General features: G+C 41.0%; 21 protein-coding genes and 1 riboswitch. Of the genes, 16 read left to right on the plus strand and 5 right to left on the minus strand.

Features of this window, described 5'->3' with window-relative positions:
• The first annotated feature begins 1 nt into the window (after position 1).
• Positions 2–139, plus strand: a riboswitch (cobalamin riboswitch).
• A gap of 74 nt (positions 140–213) precedes the next feature.
• The 6 genes from AAEY57_RS05680 to ung are packed head-to-tail and all read left to right on the plus strand — an operon-like array spanning position 214 to position 5,618.
• Positions 214–1,026 (plus strand): ABC transporter ATP-binding protein, encoded by an 813-nt coding sequence (locus AAEY57_RS05680; protein WP_350606845.1) that lies wholly within the window; start codon positions 214–216, stop codon positions 1,024–1,026.
• A 1-nt stretch (position 1,027) separates the two neighbouring features.
• Positions 1,028–2,038 (plus strand): FecCD family ABC transporter permease, encoded by a 1,011-nt coding sequence (locus AAEY57_RS05685; protein ID WP_350606848.1) that lies wholly within the window; start codon positions 1,028–1,030, stop codon positions 2,036–2,038.
• Entirely contained in the window at positions 2,038–3,519 is a 1,482-nt protein-coding gene (locus AAEY57_RS05690) for a cobyric acid synthase (RefSeq protein WP_138623697.1), read from the plus strand. Before AAEY57_RS05685 ends, AAEY57_RS05690 begins: the two co-directional genes overlap by 1 nt.
• A complete protein-coding gene (cobO, locus tag AAEY57_RS05695; RefSeq protein ID WP_076922092.1) occupies positions 3,512–4,111 on the plus strand; it encodes a cob(I)yrinic acid a,c-diamide adenosyltransferase in 600 nt (199 codons plus the stop codon). The genes AAEY57_RS05690 and cobO overlap by 8 nt, the downstream gene beginning before the upstream one ends.
• Positions 4,111–4,959 carry a cobalamin-binding protein gene (locus tag AAEY57_RS05700; protein ID WP_076922091.1) on the plus strand — a complete coding sequence of 283 codons (849 nt, stop codon included), beginning with the start codon at positions 4,111–4,113 and terminating at the stop codon, positions 4,957–4,959. Before cobO ends, AAEY57_RS05700 begins: the two co-directional genes overlap by 1 nt.
• Entirely contained in the window at positions 4,956–5,618 is a 663-nt protein-coding gene (ung, locus tag AAEY57_RS05705; RefSeq protein ID WP_033102558.1) for a uracil-DNA glycosylase, read from the plus strand. Before AAEY57_RS05700 ends, ung begins: the two co-directional genes overlap by 4 nt.
• Before the next feature lie 59 nt (positions 5,619–5,677).
• Here the strand turns inward: ung and AAEY57_RS05710 are convergent, their stop codons facing one another.
• Both AAEY57_RS05710 and tal read right to left on the minus strand, forming a co-directional pair.
• Positions 5,678–5,866, minus strand: coding sequence for a DUF3545 family protein (locus AAEY57_RS05710; RefSeq protein WP_008110646.1), 189 nt, complete (start codon positions 5,864–5,866; stop codon positions 5,678–5,680).
• 226 nt (positions 5,867–6,092) lie between these two features.
• Positions 6,093–7,043 carry a transaldolase gene (tal, locus tag AAEY57_RS05715; protein ID WP_008110647.1) on the minus strand — a complete coding sequence of 317 codons (951 nt, stop codon included), beginning with the start codon at positions 7,041–7,043 and terminating at the stop codon, positions 6,093–6,095.
• A 218-nt stretch (positions 7,044–7,261) separates the two neighbouring features.
• On the opposite strand from tal, the gene yaaA reads away from it, so the two are divergent.
• Entirely contained in the window at positions 7,262–8,041 is a 780-nt protein-coding gene (gene yaaA / locus AAEY57_RS05720) for a peroxide stress protein YaaA (protein ID WP_013465813.1), read from the plus strand.
• Positions 8,042–8,160: 119 nt separating this feature from the next.
• The gene (locus tag AAEY57_RS05725; protein ID WP_138596387.1) at positions 8,161–9,117 is read left to right on the plus strand and encodes a mechanosensitive ion channel family protein; all 957 of its coding nucleotides are present in this window, start codon (positions 8,161–8,163) and stop codon (positions 9,115–9,117) included.
• Between the two features lie 448 nt (positions 9,118–9,565).
• Here AAEY57_RS05725 and AAEY57_RS05730 read toward each other — a convergent pair whose 3' ends face one another.
• Together AAEY57_RS05730 and srmB are read right to left on the minus strand one after the other, a co-directional pair.
• Positions 9,566–9,886 (minus strand): BON domain-containing protein, encoded by a 321-nt coding sequence (locus tag AAEY57_RS05730; protein WP_024600791.1) that lies wholly within the window; start codon positions 9,884–9,886, stop codon positions 9,566–9,568.
• A 239-nt stretch (positions 9,887–10,125) separates the two neighbouring features.
• A complete protein-coding gene (gene srmB, locus AAEY57_RS05735; RefSeq protein WP_024600790.1) occupies positions 10,126–11,352 on the minus strand; it encodes an ATP-dependent RNA helicase SrmB in 1,227 nt (408 codons plus the stop codon).
• Positions 11,353–11,428: 76 nt separating this feature from the next.
• On the opposite strand from srmB, the gene AAEY57_RS05740 reads away from it, so the two are divergent.
• Complete coding sequence (locus tag AAEY57_RS05740) at positions 11,429–12,127, plus strand: tRNA1(Val) (adenine(37)-N6)-methyltransferase (RefSeq protein WP_350606853.1); 699 nt, start codon at positions 11,429–11,431, stop codon at positions 12,125–12,127.
• Positions 12,128–12,220: 93 nt separating this feature from the next.
• Positions 12,221–12,679 (plus strand): DUF2147 domain-containing protein, encoded by a 459-nt coding sequence (locus tag AAEY57_RS05745; RefSeq protein WP_016900533.1) that lies wholly within the window; start codon positions 12,221–12,223, stop codon positions 12,677–12,679.
• A 47-nt stretch (positions 12,680–12,726) separates the two neighbouring features.
• On the opposite strand, the gene fldB is transcribed toward AAEY57_RS05745, so the two are convergent.
• Entirely contained in the window at positions 12,727–13,248 is a 522-nt protein-coding gene (fldB, locus tag AAEY57_RS05750) for a flavodoxin FldB (protein ID WP_008467792.1), read from the minus strand.
• Positions 13,249–13,353: 105 nt separating this feature from the next.
• Here fldB and xerD point away from each other — a divergent pair, with 105 nt between their 5' ends.
• The 6 genes from xerD (at position 13,354) to AAEY57_RS05780 (ending at position 20,230) form a co-directional block, all read left to right on the plus strand.
• Positions 13,354–14,280: a site-specific tyrosine recombinase XerD gene (xerD, locus tag AAEY57_RS05755; RefSeq protein ID WP_350606855.1), complete on the plus strand. Its 927-nt coding sequence runs from the start codon at positions 13,354–13,356 to the stop codon at positions 14,278–14,280.
• Between the two features lie 72 nt (positions 14,281–14,352).
• A complete protein-coding gene (gene dsbC, locus AAEY57_RS05760) occupies positions 14,353–15,081 on the plus strand; it encodes a bifunctional protein-disulfide isomerase/oxidoreductase DsbC (protein WP_350606857.1) in 729 nt (242 codons plus the stop codon).
• An 84-nt stretch (positions 15,082–15,165) separates the two neighbouring features.
• Positions 15,166–16,887, plus strand: a complete 1,722-nt coding sequence (gene recJ / locus AAEY57_RS05765) for a single-stranded-DNA-specific exonuclease RecJ (protein WP_193050854.1) — start codon at positions 15,166–15,168, stop codon at positions 16,885–16,887.
• Between the two features lie 145 nt (positions 16,888–17,032).
• A protein-coding gene (gene prfB, locus AAEY57_RS05770) for a peptide chain release factor 2 (RefSeq protein WP_096038752.1) occupies positions 17,033–18,131 on the plus strand; the annotation gives its coding sequence in 2 pieces (ribosomal slippage) (positions 17,033–17,107 and positions 17,109–18,131; 1,098 coding nt in all).
• Between the two features lie 26 nt (positions 18,132–18,157).
• A complete protein-coding gene (gene lysS / locus AAEY57_RS05775) occupies positions 18,158–19,693 on the plus strand; it encodes a lysine--tRNA ligase (protein WP_350606860.1) in 1,536 nt (511 codons plus the stop codon).
• 354 nt (positions 19,694–20,047) lie between these two features.
• Positions 20,048–20,230 carry a hypothetical protein gene (locus AAEY57_RS05780; RefSeq protein WP_013465804.1) on the plus strand — a complete coding sequence of 61 codons (183 nt, stop codon included), beginning with the start codon at positions 20,048–20,050 and terminating at the stop codon, positions 20,228–20,230.
• The last annotated feature ends 204 nt before the right edge of the window (positions 20,231–20,434 follow it).

Here is a 20,434-nt window from a genome sequence, read left to right on the forward strand (position 1 = left end):
GGTTTTTTTTGCTTTAAATTATTTACTTATCTGCGCATAATAGCCAAGCATTTGGAATGAGGTGAAACTCCTCAACTATACCCGTAACTGTAATCAGTTTTACTGTAAGTCAGATACAAGTGCCTTAAAACTTCATATAACGAGCGGGTTAACTCATTTTCTTTTTGGTACTTGTGGTACTGAGTGTGGGTTTTCCCTGCCTAGGATAATTTTTTGCACACTCAAACCGCTAAAAAAACTGCACTTCTAACCGTTAATAATGTCTCTTGGCGAGTGGGTAACACCTTAATCCTTGAGCATATTAATTTGAGTATTGAGCGTGGCAAGTTTGTTGGCTTAATTGGTCCTAATGGTGCGGGAAAATCGAGTTTACTGCGTTGCTTGTATCGATTTAATCAGCCGTCAGCGGGAGAGGTTAAATTTAATAACACCGATATTTGGCAGCTAAAAAGCGAAGACTATGCCAAGCAAGTTGCGGTAGTGCTACAAGAAACACCGTCGCAATTTAATCTCTCGTTATTCGATGTTGTAGCTCTAGGGCTTACCCCGTATAAAACGCTATTTAGCTCGACCACCCAAGCAGATAAACAAAAAATAGCTCAGGCTATTAGTCATGTGGGGCTTGAATCTCATAGTACTCAATTATTTGATTCGCTATCTGGCGGTGAAAAGCAACGAGCCTTTATTGCCCGCGCTATTGTGCAGCAACCGCAACTTCTTATTATGGATGAACCAACTAGTCACCTTGATGTGAAATATCAAATTCAACTGATGGAGCTGGCTAAATCTTTAGGTATTACGGTATTTGCGTCATTTCATGACTTAAATTTAGCTGCTGCTATGTGTGATGAGTTAGTGGTTATTAAAAATGGAAAAGTTGTTGATGCAGGTAAGCCAAATAAAGTGGTCACTGAGCAGATGCTGGATGAGGTGTTTGGCGTTTGTGCACAAGTGAGCACTCACCCTCAATCAGCAGCTTCGGGTGAGGCTATTCCTCATATTACTTATTATTATGGATACCAATAATATGACGGTTTTTTCTAACCATACCGTTGCATTAATCGTTGCGCTACTATGCGCACTATTAAGTTTATTTATTGCACTGAGTTTTGGTGCGGTACCTACGTCGCTAGCAGATGTATATCAAAGCTTAACCTTTTCAAACGAGGCTTCATTTACCAGCCGTATTATTATTGAATTAAGAATGCCACGTACTTTGCTGGCTTTTTTAGCCGGTAGTGGCTTAGCGATTGCAGGTTTAATACTACAAACAGTCACCCGTAATCCCTTAGCTGATCCTTATTTATTTGGTATTTCGTCTGGTGCTTCATTAGGGGTGGTTATATTAATGTCCTTGGTAGGAGCTGGGGCGGGTATTGCACTATCTGGGGCGGCATTAACCGGCAGTTTAGTTGCGATGGGGTTATTAATTTTAATTGCAGGTAGCCAGCGCAACGCTCAAGTTGAGTCGATGTTATTGGCAGGGGTGGCCTTATCATTTTTATTTAGTGCTTTTACTAGTTTGTTACTTTATTGGAGCGATCCACAAGCAGTCGCGGCTATTTTATTTTGGACTTTAGGTAGTTTTGCTAGAGCACAGTGGCAGTCGCTGCTGTTACCTGCCTTAGTCATTATGGCATGTACAATAATCATGTTGGGTTTTAGGCGCCAGCTTAATGCGATGTTGTTAGGCGATGAAAGCGCGACAACGCTTGGTGTTAGGGTGCATCGCTTTAGAATTTTAATGCTTATTTTAAGCTCGTTGATCACGGCCGTATTGGTTGCTAACTGTGGCGGAATTGGCTTTGTTGGCTTAATGGTGCCGCACATAGTGCGCTTTTTTATCTCTCAAGGTAGCCGTGTTGGGTTATTAATGACCGGATTAGTCGGGGGCATATTTATGGTATGGGTCGATGTGCTTGCTCGCTCACTATTAAGTAATCAAGAGTTGCCAATCGGGGTGATCACGGCGGCTATCGGCAGTCTATTCTTTTTAAGTATATTGTATTTTCGTAAGCGCCAGCTGGTGGTTCAATAATGAAAACACTAATGGTACAAGGCACTACCTCAGATGCGGGTAAAAGTACCCTGGTTGCAGCACTTTGCAGAGTGTTTGCTAATCAAGGTGTTAATGTTGCGCCGTTTAAACCGCAAAATATGGCGCTTAATAGTGCCGTAACTCATGATGGCGGTGAAATTGGTAGAGCACAAGCATTACAAGCCGTTGCGGCAAAAGTTGCACCTGAAATAGACTTTAACCCGATATTACTCAAACCCAATAGTGATACCGGCGCGCAAGTTATTATTCATGGTAGGGCTATTAGTAATATGGAAGCCGACTCTTACCATGACTACAAAAAAGTGGCTATGGAAGCGGTATTAACCTCGCATAACCGTTTAGCTAAACGCTTTGACTTATTGTTGGTTGAAGGGGCTGGTAGCCCAGCTGAAATTAACTTACGCGCAAACGATATCGCCAATATGGGCTACGCCGAAAAGGTCGATTGCCCGGTTATTATTATTGCTGATATTGATAAAGGGGGTGTGTTTGCTCACCTAGTAGGGACTTTGGCGCTATTAAGCGAATCAGAGCAAGCACGGGTAAAAGGCTTTGTGATTAACCGTTTTCGTGGTGACATTAGCCTATTACAAGGCGGGTTAGATTGGCTTGAAGAGTACACCGGTAAACCTGTGTTAGGGGTGTTACCCTACCTACACGATTTAGCACTTGATGCCGAAGATGCCGTTGCCATAGATAATAATGTGACCGAGGCCAGCATTAATATTGCGGTGCTGCTAGTGCCTCATATTAGTAATCATACCGATTTTGATGCACTGCGATTACACCCAAATATAAATATAACCTATGTGCGCCATACTCAAACAATTCCTGATGTTGATTTAATTATTGTGCCTGGCAGTAAAAATGTACTTAGCGATTTGGTATTTTTAAAAAATGAAGGCTGGGATCAGCAAATAAAACGCCATTTACGCTATGGTGGCAAAGTATTGGGTATTTGCGGCGGTATGCAAATGCTAGGTAATACGATTTGTGACCCTAATGCGGTGGAATCATCATTAGGGCAAATAGCTGGGTTAGCGCTTAGTGATTTTAATACCATTTTAGGTGAGCAAAAAGTGCTAAGCCAAGTAAATGCAATACTCAATTTAAACCAGCAGCAGGTTGCTTGTCAGGGTTACGAAATACATGCTGGGATCAGTAAAGGTCAAGCGCTCAACAAACCACTTATTCGCTTTAATAAACACCCAAATGGCTTTGAAACTGATGGTTTTATTAGTGATGATAATGCTATTGCTGGTACTTATTTACATGGCTTATTTGACAACGCAGCTGCTACAGAGCTGCTATTAAAGTGGCTAAAACCAGACAGTGAAATTAGTGGTATCAGCATCAATGAGCATCGCGAGCGCCAGCTAGAACGCCTCGCTGAAATGTGCCAAACACATTTAAATATTGAACAAATTATTAAAATTTACCAAGGACATAACAATGACTGAATCAACAAACGACAAGCACCAACAGCGCCAGCAAAAAGTAAAAGAACAAGTTGATGCTCGAGTAGCAGCGGCACAGCAAGAAAAAGGCATTTTTCAGGTTATTACTGGTAATGGCAAAGGTAAATCAACCTCTGGTTTTGGTGTGGTTGCACGCTGTGTTGGTCACGGTAAAAAAGCTGCGGTATGTCAGTTTATTAAAGGCACATGGGAGTGTGGTGAGCGTAATTTACTGCAAGGTGCTGGGGTTGAATTTGCTGTTATGAACACCGGGTTTACGTGGGATACGCAAAATAAAGAGGCCGATACCGCGGCAGCGCAAGCAACATGGCAAGAGTCAAAGCGGATGCTAAGCGACAGCAGTATCGATGTGGTATTACTCGATGAACTCACCTATATGGTGACCTATGGTTATATCGACCTTGAAGAAGTGGTTGTTGCTGTAAATAATAGACCGCCTATGCAATCGGTAATTATTACTGGTCGTGCTGCGCATCGGACCTTAATAGAGCTTGCCGATACGGTAAGTGAAGTACGTAATGTAAAACATGCGTTTGAGTCGGGCGTAAAAGCATTGAAAGGCTTTGATTACTAATGTTAAAGCGTATTGTTTTTGGGCTGTTATTGTTTGCTGTTAATGTACCTCAAGCCCTAGCTGACAAGCCGCTTCGTATAGTGGCTTTAGCACCACACATAGTTGAAAATTTATATGCTATTGGTGCTGGTGATTTAATAGTGGGCACGCTGGATTACGCAGATTACCCGCAAGAGGCGACTAAAATTGAGCGTATTGGTGGCTACAATGGCATTTCTATTGAAAAGTTACTCATGCTAAAACCTGACATGGTGATTGCGTGGAAAAGTGGTAATCAGGCTGAAGATTTAGCACAAATAAAGCGTTTAGGAATTGAATTATATTTAAGTGATCCAAGTTCTATTGAAGGGGTTGCCTCGGAAATACTAAAACTAGGTCAAATAACGGGCCATATTGAGCAAAGTAAACAAGTAGCCGAGACATTTACAGCCAAACTCAACGCAATTAAAGTTACCCAGAAAGATAAAACCACGCTTACTGGGTTTTATCAGTTGTGGCCTGAGCCTATGATGACTGTATCAAAAAATACATGGATCAATCAGTTAATCGAAACGTGCCAAGTAACCAATGTATTTGCAAACAGCGACACCGATTACCCACAAATTAGCATCGAAAACGTGATAGTTACTAAGCCACAAGTTATTATTATTCCTGATGAAAAATCAAAAAGGGTAATGCCTACGGTAAATTGGCAGCAGTGGCCTGAAATTCCTGCGGTAAAGTATGAGCAGTTTATTAGCGTCAATGCTGATTTATTACATCGGTTTACCCCCAGAATGTTGGATGGATTAGCGCAGATGTGTGACAAAGTTGATATATCTAGAGAATTTATTAAGAGTCAATTATGAGCAACTGGTCATCTTTTTTAAACCATGAACTTAGCCAAACATATATGCAGCAAACCCTTGAATATATTGCGAATAAACGAGCCGAAGGCACTGCTGTATATCCGCCAAAATCACAGGTGTTTAGCGCATTTGATGCAACTCCACTTAGCGACATTAAAGTGGTTATATTAGGTCAAGACCCTTACCATGGAGAAGGGCAAGCGCATGGTTTGTGTTTTTCAGTATTGCCTGAGGTTAAAAAGCTCCCGCCTTCGCTTAAAAACATTTATAAAGAGTTAGTAACTGATATTAATGGCTTTACCACGCCAGAACACGGCTATTTACAAGGCTGGGCAGAGCAAGGTGTATTTTTACTCAATACTGTATTAACCGTAGAGCAAGGGCAAGCCCATTCCCATAAACACTTAGGTTGGGAGCAATTTACCGATAATGTGATTGCTCATATAAATGAACACTGCCAAGGTGTGGTGTTTATTTTATGGGGCGCACATGCACAAAAAAAAGGTAAAAGTATTGATCGCCAGCGCCATCATGTATTGGCAGGGCCTCATCCTTCGCCGCTTTCAGCGCATCGCGGCTTTTTTGGCTGTCAGCACTTTTCAAAAACCAATGAACTGTTAATAGCGCAAGGAGCGCAGCCCATTAATTGGCAAGTATAGGGTAATTGGTATTAAAAAAGGCTTTCATAAATGAAAGCCTTTTTAGTTGCTGTTGTTGATTAAAACTCTAATTCATCAATAGCAATACTATCAGCAAAATAGTCGAGCTCTTGTAGTTCTTTGCGCAAACGTTGCTTATCTTTTATTGCTTCTATTTCACGCCATTTTCTTTTTTTATTTTTTTGAGAGGTTTTTTTCGATGTATCAGAACCTTCTAATATCTCTATTATTTCGTTTAGGCTATCCATTGATTATCTCCTATTGACCACTTTTTGAACCTCGGCAGTATCTATACCACAGCTATTAATAAAATAGAATATAAATGTGACGAAACTGTTACTGATGGGTGGTATTTTGATGAAGATCAATACAAAAAGAACGTAAATGGGGACAAGTCGAGTATTTAAAGTAAATCGCAGACATAAAAAAACGCCGCTAAAAGCGACGTTTCTTAACTCATTAAACAGCTGTTAGTTACATCGCTTTAAAGCGTGCCTCTAGTTGCTCTTGCGCATCTGCAAATGAGCGAATACCTTCAGCTAGTTTCTCAGTAGCCATGGCATCTTGGTTATGTAACCAACGGAACTGTGCTTCGCTAAGTGGCTCTGGTTTTGGCTCTTTAGCAATATCGCTTTCTAGTAAGTATTCTTGTGCGTCTTCTAAATTACCTAGCTCTTCTAAAAGATTAGGGCTAATTGTTAGCTTATCGCAACCTGTAAGGGCAATAATTTCACCGGTATTACGAAAGCTTGCGCCCATAACAACCGTTTTGTAATCGTGACGTTTGTAAAACTCAAAAATACTACGCACCGATTGTACGCCAGGATCTTGTAGCGGGTCGGTTGGTTTTTCCATACCGTTTGCTACGTGCCAATCTAAAATTCTGCCAACAAATGGCGAAATTAAAAATACGTTTGCATCAGCACAGGCACGGGCTTGAGCATCACTAAATAAAAGCGTTAAGTTACATTTAGTGCCTTCTTTTTCTAACTGTTCTGCGGCTTTAATGCCTTCCCAAGTAGAGGCAACTTTAATTAAAATCTTGTCTTTGCTTACACCTTCTTTCTCGTAAAGGCTTAGTAAAGTATGTGCTTTATTAATTGTTGCTTGGGTATCAAATGATAAACGTGCATCAACTTCAGTAGAAATATAACCCGGAACAATTTCGCTAATTTCTTTACCGAGTAATACTGCAAAATAGTCACAAGCCAGCTCTAGTTGTTTTGCAGGCTGTTGCTCGGTTTCTTTAGCGTATTGCCATGCTTTATCTAGATAAGGTTTGTAAGCTTCAATCTCGCTCGCTTTTAAAAGCAGCGATGGATTGGTAGTCGCATCTTCAGGTTGATGTTTTTTTATAGCTTCTATATCGCCCGTGTCGGCCACGATAGAAGAGTGTTGTTTAAGCCTTTGTAGAGCGCTAGTCATTTGCTTTTCCTCATTCCAAGCAAGTTAAAAGAAAATCTAAACTACCTTAATATAGCTATACTGCAACAGTGTGACAATGCTTGATAGGTCTTATGTCCTTATCAATGAAAAAACGGTAACGGTTGAGTTTTAGGTAGGATAATTTTAAACAAAACGTGCTTTTCGTCTCATTTAATGTTGAAATTGACATTAAATAATTTACAAGTCAATAGCTAACTATGATCACTGTTATTTCACCAGCAAAGAATCTTGATTACGACACGCCACCCGCAACAGATAAGTTCACTCAACCTGAATTACTTGAGCACAGCGAAGCGCTCATGAAAGTATGCCGTGAATTAACTCCTGCGCAAATTGGCAGTTTAATGAAAATTAGCGATAAGCTCGCGGGCCTTAATGCAGCACGTTTTAGTGAGTGGGCGCAACCGTTTACTACGAGTAATGCTAAACAAGCGGTGCTTGCCTTTAATGGCGATGTATATGGCGGTTTAGATGCCGACACCCTAACGGCTAAGCAACTTGATTATGCTCAAGAGCATTTACGTATACTCTCGGGTTTATACGGATTATTAAAACCGCTTGATCTAATGCAAGCCTACCGCCTAGAAATGGGTACAAAGCTTGAAAACAGCCGTGGTAAAAACCTATATGAGTTTTGGGGCAGTATTATTGCTAATAAACTTAACGACGTTTTAGCGGCACAAGATGCACAATACTTAGTTAATTTAGCGTCTAACGAATACTTTAAAGCGGTAGATAAAAAAACGCTTAACGCACAAATTATTACGCCACATTTTAAAGACTGTAAAAACGGCCAATATAAAGTGATTAGCTTTTACGCTAAAAAAGCGCGCGGCATGATGGCGCGTTACCTTATCGAAAACCAAGTCACGCAATTAAGTCAGCTTAAAGAGTTTACCGTGGCCGGTTATTACTTTAGCTCAGAAGCAACCACTAAAGAACTTGAACCGGTATTTTTGCGCGAAGAGCAAAGCTAAATTTAGCGCTATTTGCAGCTAAACACATACCCAAAAAGCTATGCATTGCATGGCTTTTTTTATACTGGCGCTATTTTTGCAAACCTTAGGTTATTAATAGAAACTAAGGTATAAAATAAATGCTCTCAATTCCCTCAATTACAGAAGCCGAAAAACTTATAGAAGAGAAGCTCGGCGGTTGGTTTGATGTTGTTATAAGTCATATCCCTAACTTTATAGTCGCGGTGATTATTGCGATTATATTTTCATTTATTGCCCGCCTTGCAGGCAAAGGAATGAAAAAAGTATTGCGTCGCTCGCTCGATTCTACTCAAATTGCTGACTTAATGGCCTCTATTTTTAAAGTTATTGTTCTGAGTGTCGGGGTCTTTATTGCCCTTGATTTTATGGGCTTAAAAAGTACCGTTACGTCACTGCTTGCGGGTGCAGGTATTGTTGGTCTCGCCATTGGTTTTGCTTTTCAAGATATGACCGAAAACCTGATAGCGGGTATTGCCATGGGAATTCGTAAACCGTTTAAAGCGGGTGATGTCATAGAAACCGATAATGTGTTTGGTTCGGTACACTCAATAAACTTGCGCAACACACTAATAGAGAGCTTTTACGGGCAGTTGATACTGGTTCCTAATAAAATACTATTTAGAAATGTACTGCGTAATTACAGCACTTTAGGGGTCAGAAGAATAGAGGTACCTGTAGGTATTTCTTACGCTGATGATATAGAAAAAGCCAGTGAAGTTATTGTCGAAAAAATTAATCAATTCGACTTTGTGATCCGCAAAAATGAGACCGCGGTGTACGCAGAAGGCTTTGGTGATAGCAGTATAAACTTACTGGTATGGTTTTGGATTAAATACCCTGGTGAGCCCGATTTTATGACGGTGCGTCACAAAGGCGTTGTGGCAGTAAAGCAAGCTCTCGATGCTGCTGATATAAGTATTCCGTTTCCTATTCGTACGCTGGATTTTGGTATTAAGGGCGGTGAAAAACTCGATGCCATGATAAGCGATAAAATAAGTCAGCAGTCAGCAAATAAAGAGGGTGACAATAATACTGATGCAAGACAAGGTGAGTAAATAATTTAAAACCCCATGGTAAAAGCATTGGGAAATAGTTACTGACTATCAGCGCGTTTTTACAAAGTAAAACGCGCTTTTTTATAATAATTAATTGATGATCTGAAGTAATTAAAGCCTTGCGTTAACTAAGTTAAAAGCGTCTCAATTAGAAAACTATATCGATAAGGTTTCTCATCTCAAAATAGATTACTTAATTAATCGAATTTGTGCTCAAGCTTGATGCAAGCCCTATATAGTAAGTGTCTGTGAGTAATAAAGGATTCAATGGTTTAAGTAGCTGCAATTAGCGTCGCGATTGGTGCGTAAACGAAAAAGCTTTTAATCAAGCTATTTAAACTGGATTGGGATTATGTCTGTATTGAATTTATATTGTGCAGGCCATAAAAAGCGCCGCTTGTGTTGGAGAAGCAAGCAGCGCTGAAGAATAAGTTAAGAAGGAGGTGTATTAAATAACACTAATTTTGTTGCGAATTACTTTAACTCCATCCATATTTTCTAAAAATTTTTGTGCAAGAGCACGTTCAAAACCGTTATTAGCTTTGCCTTTAAGTTCAACGTCGCCATTTTCGACCTGTACGTTCAAATTTTCTAATTCTAAATTTGGATTAGTACGTAACTCATGAGTAATAGATTGTTGTAAATTAGGTTGTGTGGCCACACTACTTACTACTGCTAAATGCGTTGCTGCACTAACTTTAAAAGCAGAGACTAATAAAAATAAACAACAAAACGAAATAAAACCGATAGTAAATTTAATGCGACTCATAACTATATCCTTAGTGTGTTACTAAAAAACAACGCCATTACTCGGCGTTTTAATACTCGTATATTCGATAGGGTTACAAGTTTCATTCCAAGATTAACTATTTGAAATAATTGGATATTTTATTAATTGGTTATTCAGCTAAGTAGTTTTTACATATTACTCTGAATTGCTTACTCACTGTTTTTAAGCCACAAAAAAGCCGACAAACGTCGGCTCAATCAAATGTATTAAAGCTAAAGCTATTTTTTCTTTTTAGCTTTGGCTTTTTTCTTCGCTTTCATTTTTACTGGATCTTTACGCTTTTTAACTGGTGGCTTAGCTTCTTTATGTTTTGGCTCTAATCCTTTAAATACACGGCGTTTTAGCTTTTGCTCTATGTAACGTTCTACTTTGTAAAGGATGCCAATATCGTGCGCTTCAATTAGTGAAATCGCTATGCCTTTTTTACCCGCGCGGCCTGTACGGCCAATACGGTGTACGTAAACATCTGCAGTGCGAGGCATATCAAAGTTAATTACGTGGCTTATATCAGCTACATCAATACCACGCGCGGCGACATCGGTCGCGACTAAAATGCGGGTTTTGCCACTGTGGAAATTTTCCATCGCTTTCATGCGTTTATCTTGTGGCATTTCACCACGTAGCCACGCAGCTTTAACGCCGTTATTGGTTAGTTCACCAATAAGGGTTTCAAGGCGCTCACGAGTTTTTACAAACACAATCGCTTTACTAACATCAGGGCCGTTTAAGGTGTTAACTAATAGCTCAAGTTTATGATGATAATCATCGGCTAAATGAACCCATTGATGTATTTTAGCTTTTTCTTTGCGTGATGATTCGGCTTCAAGCAGAGCCGGGTCGTTTAAAATACGCTCTGCAAATAATTCTACGCTGTCACCTTCAAGAGTAGCTGAGAATAAAAAGCACTGACGACGATTTTTAGCTTCATCACAAATACGCAGCATTTCTTTACGAAAGCCCATGTCGAGCATGCGGTCGGCCTCATCAAGAATGAGCATTTCTACGTTTTCTGCGTGGAAGTTTTCAGTTTCCAAATACTCCATTAAACGCCCAGGTGTGGCGATTAAAATGTCGTTATTATTTTCAAAAATTTCTTTGTGTGTACCGTAATTAATACCGCCGGTAACCACCCCAATTTTTAAGTGGGTTTGTTTTGCAAGTAACTCACATTGTTCATGAGTTTGATAAGCAAGCTCGCGAGTTGGGGTCATAATTAATACCCGTGCAAAGCCCGGATCACGACGCGGGAAATCCATTAAATATTGAATTGCTGGAATTAAGAATGCCGCCGTTTTACCCGTACCTGTCGGTGCAGACGCTAAAATATCACGCCCTTGCAACGCCTCAGGAATGGCTTGTTGTTGAATGCTAGTAGGGGTTTCAAAACCCATTTTATTAATAGCATTGAGTAGCTTATTATCAAGATCAAATTCAGAAAATTGCATAGAGTGTCAAAAATAGGGGACAATTGCCGTTAATTATACGCACTTAAACCTACTTGGTGAATGAAAAGGTGAAAAAATGTCTGGTTTTGCATTTAAACAATTTAAGGTTGAGCACGACCAGTGCGCCATGAAGGTATCTACCGATGGTATTTTACTTGGGGCATGGGCTGATTTAAGCGGTGCAAGTTCGTTATTAGATATTGGCACAGGTACGGGGTTACTGGCGTTAATGTGTAAACAGCGAGTGCCAGATTTAAAGGTGAGTGCGGTTGAGGTTGATAAGGCCGCCTACCAGCAAGCTGTACAAAATTGCCAGCAAAGCCCTTGGCCAGACATTAGTATTTATCACCAGTGTGTACAGCAGTTTGCGGCTGAGACTAAATTTGATTGCGTTATATCTAATCCACCTTATTTTAATCACAGTTTAAAAAGTGATAATGCAGCACGCAATGCCGCTCGCCATACCGATGGTTTAAGCTTTGCAGAACTGCTTGGTGCGTTTAGGCAACTAAGTCATCAACATTCGCGTTTTAATCTTATTTTACCCACCTCTGAGGCGCAGTTATTTATAACATTAGCACAGCAGCAAGAGCTGTATTTAAATCGTCACTGCCAAGTACAAGCTATGCCAAATAAGCCCTTTAGCCGCAGTTTGATGACTTTTAGTTATGATGATGGCGAAGTAAGTAAAAGCACCCTATGCATAAGGGAGTTAAGTAATGCTTACAGTCAAGACTACATTGCACTGTGCAAGGCGTTTTATTTAAATATGTAAACCACGCTGTATGCCTAAAGCATTTTTACGTAGAGTGTTTTATAAAGGATTGTTAGTATGGCGCCATTATTGACTCATGTTTAAAGTAATCTGATGAATTTATTAACTAAAAAAACAAAAAAAATACTATTACTAGCCCTTTTAGCGGGCAGCTTATTTAACACCTCTGAGGTTTTTGCTAACCCCACACCGGTTGGGCTTTGGAAAACTATTAACGAAGAGACTAACGAGGCTAAGTCGTACGTGCGCATTACTGAGCAAGATGGCGTGCTGACTGGAAAAATTGAAAAAATACTCAATAAAGCCAAGCAAGATGCACTTTGCACCGAGTGTGATGGTGATAAAAAGAATCAGCCTATGTTGGGGATGACCATTATTGAAGATGTGACCTATGCGGGTGACGGTAGTTGGGAAGACGGTGAAATTCTCGACCCCAATAATGGTAAAACCTACAGCGTGCGTTTAACACCGCAGCAAAATGGCGAAAAACTAGAAGTGCGCGGTTATGTGGGCTTTTTTTACCGTAACCAATACTGGTTAAAAGTAGAGTAGTTAAATATTAAAAAGCGCTGCATGGCAGCGCTCTTTGCAATAGTGAGTTATAGGGTTTCAGCGTACTCTGTCATCACTTGTTCTACCCACGTGGCAATACGCTCGTCGCTTAGCTCGTACTGACTATCTTCATCAAGGGCTAAACCAACAAATTGTTTACCGTCTTCGGTAAGTGCTTTTGATGCTTCAAATTCGTAATTACTATCGTTCGGCCAAAAGCCTAATTGAGTAATGGCTTGGGCATTTATTTCGTCGTGAAGCATGCCTAATGCGTCTTGAAACCACTGACCATACCCTTGCTGATCGCCCATGCCAAATAAGGCTATGGTTTTACCATTTAGGTCAACGTCTTTTATGTCGTCCCACTTTGATTCCCAATCTTCTTGAATTTCGCCAAAGTCCCACGTAGAAATACCAAAAATGATAAAGTCATATTGCTCAGCGTTTTTAAGCGGCTCGTCTTTAATATTATGTAAGCTGACAATGTCGGCGCCAATAATATCGCGTATTTTTTCTGCCGCCATTTCGGTATAGCAGGTAGTAGAACCAAAAAATAAACCAATCTGCATCGTATTTATCACTGTGTAATTGCCTGTTATGATAGGCTCAAGTTTACCGTAAGGTATTTTTAATTGATACCTTCTCCCGTGGTATTACCAACATGAGATCACAACGTGACAACGCTATCTGACGATTTACCTGAACAAAATACTGAGCTAAGCAGCAATTGCGACTTTTTAGAAACCTTTCTTGATAGCCTCTATTTAGAGCAAGGCGTAAGTGAAAACACACTGAGCGCTTATCGCAGTGACTTAGATAAGTTTTGCCAATTTTTAAAAGGCGAAAGCTTAATGACGGTAACCAGTCTAGATGTTGAAAGTTACCTAGCACACCGCGTTGATTTAGGGCTAAAACCACGCAGCACTGCGCGAAGTATTAGTGCATTAAAACGTTTTTATCAGTACTTTGTGCGTGAAAAAATAATTAGCGACTCACCTATGGTCAATATTGCTCAGCCAAAGGCAGGGCAGTCGTTACCAAAAACGCTATCTGAGACCGAAGTAGAAGCGCTATTAAGTGCACCCAACATTGAAGAGCCAATGGGGCTGCGCGATAAAGCCATGCTGGAGTTACTGTATGCAACAGGCCTGCGGGTAACTGAGCTGGTGGGGCTTAGAATGGAGCAAATAAATTTGCGCCAAGCTGTGGTGTTTATAAAAGGTAAAGGCAACAAAGAGCGGTTAGTGCCTTTAGGTGAAGAGGCTATGTATTGGCTCGAGCAATTTTTAAAGCATGGGCGAGCACAAATGATAAAACATGCCACCGATTTTGTATTTCCCTCTAAACGTGGGGTAGGCATGACACGACAAACTTTTTGGCATCGGATTAAACACTATGCTATTTTGGCATCCGTTGAGTCGCCGTTATCGCCCCACACCTTGCGACATGCATTTGCAACGCATTTATTAAATCATGGGGCTGACTTGCGTGTGGTGCAGATGATGCTTGGCCACAGCGACCTATCAACTACCCAAATTTATACGCATGTAGCGAATGAGCGATTAAAATCGGTGCATGCTGAGCATCATCCTCGTGCTTAAGCGAATTTTTTTGTCACTAAGCCGGTCATATAGACACGATAAGATAAGTATTTTTAGGATAGAGAACCCGTTATGAAAAAATTAATGTTAGCAGGTGCCATGTTGTGCACTAGTTTGAGCGCTTTTGCTAATAGCGTTGCAGTCACTCCGGATGCTACAGATCCTATTGTGACAAAATTTGCCGCGCTAGGAGTGACCGTTAAACAAATTAATCCAAGCCCAGTTGCGGGCTTAAAAGAATTGATCACCAATAAAGGGGTGCTGTATGCAAGCCCTGACGGTCAGTTTTTAATGCAAGGTACGCTAATCGATTTAAACAACCGTAGTAATTTAACTGAGCAAGCACTTAATGGTGTGCGTCAATCAGGGTTAAAAGAATACGAAGATTCAATGATTGTGTATAAAGCGCCAGAAGAAAAACACAGCATTACCGTGTTTACTGATATTAGCTGTGGTTACTGTCGTAAATTACACCGTGAGCTTGATGACTTACTTGAGTCGGGTATTACGGTTAAATACCTAGCATTTCCACGTGGCGGTCTGCAAGGATCTGGTTATGCCGATTTAATGAATGTGTGGTGTGCTAAAGATCAGCAAGAAGCACTTACTGAAGCTAAATCGGGTGCAGATACACAAATTGTAAAAGACTGTAGCGCACCCGTTGCAGAGCATTACCAATTAGGGCAAAGCTTTGGAATTAGTGGTACACCGGCTATTATTTTAGAAGATGGCACGATGATCCCAGGCTACCAACCAGCTGCCGCACTAAGCGCTGCGCTTGAGGCGAATAAAGCAGGTTAATTAAAAACCTGAGTACCTGTTTAAAAAGGCCTTTATGGCCTTTTTTTGTCTTTTTGTTATGAATATCATAAGTTAAAAACCAGCATGAAAAAAATGATCATTGCGCGAGAACCTGTTGACGACTCTCATCTACCTAGTCATCTACATCCTGTTATTAAGCAAATTTATGCCACGCGTAACGTCTGCCATGCTGATGAATTAAATAATAGTGTGGCCACTTTGCTCGACTTTAAGCTATTTAAAGATATAGACAAAGCCAGCCAACTATTAATTGATGCACTGCATGCACAAAGTAAAATACTTATTGTGGGCGACTTTGACGCCGATGGCGCAACCAGCACCGCCACCTTAATGCAAGGGCTGGCCATGTTTGGCTTTACCCACTTAGATTACTTAGTACCAGACCGCTTTAGTTTAGGGTACGGTTTAAGCCCAGCATTGGCTGAGCAAATAGTCACTATGCAGCCCGATTTAGTGATCACCGTAGATAACGGTATATCGTGTATTGCAGGGATTGATATTGTTAAAGCCGCAGGCATTAAAGTGCTGGTTACAGATCATCATTTACAAGGCGAGCAACTGCCTAATGCCGATGCTATTGTTAATCCTAATCGTCATGACTGTGATTTTCCCTCTAAGTCGATAGCTGGTGTTGGGGTGGCGTTTTATTTGCTTATCGCATTGAGAAGTGCGCTGCGTGAACAAGGTTATTTTGAGCAGCATCCCATGCCAAATATTGCTGATTTGCTTGATATTGTAGCACTAGGTACGGTGGCCGATGTGGTGGCACTTGATGCGAACAACCGCACCTTAGTGCACCAAGGCTTGGCACGTATTCGCAGTGGTAAAACCCGCCCTGGTATTACCGCACTGATTGAAGTGGCTAATCGCAATGCCGCGCGCTTGAGCGCCAGTGACTTTGGTTTTTCGCTTGCACCACGCTTAAATGCAGCAGGGCGCTTAGACGACATGAGTCTAGGCATAGCGTGTTTACTTAGCAACGACATAAATCAAGCAAGGCGCATAGCTGGCGAGCTTGATAGTTTAAACTTTGCCAGACGTGAAATAGAGCAAGGCATGCAAGTAGAAGCGCAAGCGGTGCTCGATAGGCTCGCCTTTAAAGAAGACAGTGTGCCCGATGCTATTTGTTTGTACCAAGACGATTGGCACCAAGGGGTAATTGGTATTTTAGCCGGGCGCTTAAAAGAAAAGTACCACCGGCCAACTGTGATATTTGCCGGTGGTGAAAACGGTGAAATTAAAGGCTCATGTCGCTCTATTGAAGGCTTGCATATGCGCGATTTACTTGAGGGATTAAACACCGCGCAACCCGGTTTAATTAATAAATTTGGCGGCCACGCAATGGCGGCAGGGTTAAGTATTAACGAGCAGCAATTTACTGAGTTTAAACGCGCGTTTGATAGTGCGGTTAGCGCGCAACTCAGCGAAGAAAGTAAACGCTGTATTGTATTTACTGATGGTGAACTACCTAACGACTGCTTTAGCATGGATTTTGCCCAGCTTTTAAAACAATCAGGCCCGTGGGGGCAGCAATTTCCTGAGCCGATATTTGAACACACCTTTGAAGTGATACAGCAGCGCATTGTGGGTGAAAAACACCTAAAGTTAGTCCTTAAACACCAATCTGCACGTTTAGTTGACGCCATAGCTTTTGGCATTGATGTAAAAGCGTGGCCAGATACCGAGGCGCAGTTTGTTAAAGTAGCGTACCAGCTCGATATAAATGAATTTAGAGGTAAATTTAGCTTACAACTGATTGTAAGAGAGCTTGAAAAAGTGGGCTAAAAAATATCTTCAAACCATGCATAAAAGGCTAATAAAACGCGCGGTTTTTTGTTAAAATCGGGCGTTTTTATTATTTGATGATTTTTAATTGCGCTCAGTCTCTTTTTTAAGTGCGCAATAACCTAGCCATTTTGGAGTAATGTACATGTTTGAAGTGAATCCTGTGATTAATCAAATCAAGGAAATTCGCGAACGTACTGAACTGCTTCGGGGGTACCTTTGACTACGCTCTTAAACAAGAACGTTTAGAAGAAGTTAACGCCGAACTTGAAGATTCAGCCGTATGGAATGAACCTGAGCGCGCACAAGCCCTTGGTCGTGAAAAGTCAGCACTAGAAGCCGTGGTTGAAACCATTGACACCTTAGTGGCGGGTACTGACGACGTTGAAGGGTTAGTAGAGCTTGCTGTTGAAGCCGAAGATCAAGACACCTTTGATGAAGCACAAAGTGAACTGGCTGATTTAAATCAGCAGCTTGAAGGGCTTGAGTTTCGTCGTATGTTTTCAGGTTCTCACGATTCAAACGATGCCTACCTTGATTTACAGTCAGGTTCTGGCGGTACTGAAGCGCAAGACTGGTGTAATATTTTACTTCGCATGTATTTACGCTGGGGTGAAGCAAAAGGCTTTAAAGTAGAGCTTGTTGAAGCGACCGATGGTGATGTTGCCGGTATTAAAGGCGCAACGGTGCGTTTTTCTGGCGAATACGCTTATGGTTGGTTACGTACTGAAACAGGCGTACACCGCCTCGTTCGTAAAAGTCCATTTGACTCAAGTGGTCGTCGTCATACCTCGTTTGCTTCTGCGTTTGTTTACCCAGAAGTTGATGACAATATTGAAATTGACATTAATCCGTCTGACTTACGTATAGACGTTTACCGTGCATCAGGCGCGGGTGGTCAGCACGTAAATACCACTGAATCAGCGGTACGTATTACTCACGTGCCAACTAATACTGTGGTGCAGTGTCAAAACGAGCGCTCGCAGCATAAAAATAAAGCCCAAGCAATGAAGCAGTTAAAAGCGAAATTATTTGAGCTTGAGCTACAACAGCAAAATGCAGAAAAGCAAAGCCAAGAAGACAACAAGTCTGATATTGGCTGGGGAAGTCAAATTCGTTCTTACGTACTTGATGACTCGCGTATTAAAGATTTACGTACCGGCGTTGAAAACCGTAATACTCAAGCGGTACTCGATGGCGACTTAGACAAATTTATTGAAGCCAGCTTAAAATCTGGTTTATAACCACCAAGCTAAAAAAGAGCTAAAAAATGACTGATCAAATCCAAGACGAAAATAAGTTAATCGCTGAGCGTCGCGGCAAATTAGACGCTATTCGCGCAAATTGCCCAGCCAACGGTCATCCAAACCAATTCCGTCGTGAGCATTACACGGCAGATTTGCAGGCTGAGTTTGGTGATAAGAGTAAAGAAGAATTAATCGAATTACAGCACGTAGTATCGATTGCAGGTCGTATTCTTGCTAAGCGTGGTCCGTTTATGTCTATTCAAGATATGAAAGGCCGTGTACAAGTTTATGCATCAAAAGACGTACAAAAAGATTTAAAAGCAAAATATGGCCAGCTTGATATTGGCGATATTATTGGTGTTAAAGGGCCGCTTAATAAATCGGGTAAAGGCGATTTATACGTAGATATGGCTGAGTACGAACTACTGACTAAGTCACTTCGTCCACTTCCTGAAAAATTCCATGGCCTATCGGATCAAGAAACGAAATACCGTCAGCGTTATGTTGATTTAATTACTAACGAAGCAACGCGTGAAACATTCCGTATTCGCTCACAAGTGGTTGAAGGCATTCGTCGCTTTTTAGCAGACCGCGATTTTATGGAAGTAGAAACGCCAATGCTACAGGTTATTCCTGGTGGTGCATCTGCGCGTCCATTCGTAACTCATCATAATGCGCTTGACATCGACATGTACTTGCGTATTGCGCCTGAGCTTTACTTAAAGCGTTTAGTAGTAGGTGGTTTTGACCGTGTATTCGAAATTAACCGTAACTTCCGTAACGAAGGGTTATCAACGCGTCACAACCCAGAATTCACCATGATTGAGTTCTACCAAGCATACGCTGACTACATTGATTTAATGAACATCACCGAAGACATGTTACGTACAGTTGCAACTAACGTACTGGGCAGCCCAATTGTGGTTAACACCACTAAAGATGAAAACGGCGAAGTTGTTGACTCAGTAGAGTATGACTTTGGTCAACCGTTCACACGTTTAAGCATGAGCGACGCAATCTTAAAATATAACCCTGAGTTTGATGCTGCGGTATTTAACGACCCAGAAAACCACTTTGAAGAATTAAAAGCGTACGCTAAACAAGTGCATGTTAAAATTCCTGAAAACTGCGTATGGGGCCCGGGTAAGTTTTTATGTGAAATATTTGAAGAGACGGCTGAGCATATGCTTATCCAACCTACATTTATCACAGGGTATCCGTGGGAAGTATCGCCACTTGCACGTCGTAACGACGAAAACCCATTTGTAACTGACCGCTTTGAATTCTTTGTTGGTGGCCGTGAGCTTGCAAATGGTTTCTCTGAGCTTAATGATGCACAAGATCAAGCTGAGCGTTTTTCTCGCCAAGTTGAAGAAAAAGACGCAGGTGATGATGAAGCAATGCACTACGACGAAGACTACATTCGCGCGCTAGAGTATGGTTTACCACCAACAGCCGGTGAAGGGATTGGTATTGACCGTTTAGTCATGTTGTTTACTGACTCATCAACTATCAAAGATGTTATTTTATTCCCGCATATGCGCCCACAAGCAGACTAAGCTTGAAGGAATAAACTAAAAAATTATCAACGCCGCTAACTAGCGGCGTTTTTTTTGCCCTATTGTTTGTGAGACATTGCCTAAACTTCACATTAGGGCTTTTAATTAATAAGTACTACACTGATAATTAAGTGTAAGTATAAAAGTAAATTAATCTTTAATTCAGCTTCATTATCATAAAGTTGCTTGACTGCTTAGCAACATTACAGCAGTGCTATAACTTTTTGGTATGATTGTTTTTTAAACATTATGTTGTATTTATGTGAATTTTTTAGCTAAAATGTGGCCGAAATTTATACACGGTCATTCTTAGTCGTAAAAAATAAAAATTTCTAAAGGACTTAGAGAAATAATATGAAAGCTAAACGAGTAGAATCTTTACCTGATGAGAACACTACAGAGCAACAGCGAGAAGCGTATTATCGCGCGTGTATTGCCGAGTTTCAGAAGTTAGGCTATCAAGAGCAATACCTTGCTGAACTTACGGACGAACTAGTGCCAGTGATGGGTGTAAATTCAAGCACCCCAAACACCTAACCTGATTATTTTTCAAACTAATTACACTTTAAAACCAGGCATGTGTGCAATCTATAGCCATATAGTCACTTTTGTCAGAAAAGTGTTTGACATATTTTCTGAAATCTTTATTATACGCCCCACAAGACGGAGAGGTGTCCGAGTGGCCGAAGGAGCTCCCCTGCTAAGGGAGTATAGAGTTTGTAGCTCTATCGAGGGTTCGAA

The organism is Pseudoalteromonas sp. MER144-MNA-CIBAN-0113 (assembly GCF_040308965.1).
Lineage (GTDB): Bacteria > Pseudomonadota > Gammaproteobacteria > Enterobacterales > Alteromonadaceae > Pseudoalteromonas > Pseudoalteromonas tetraodonis.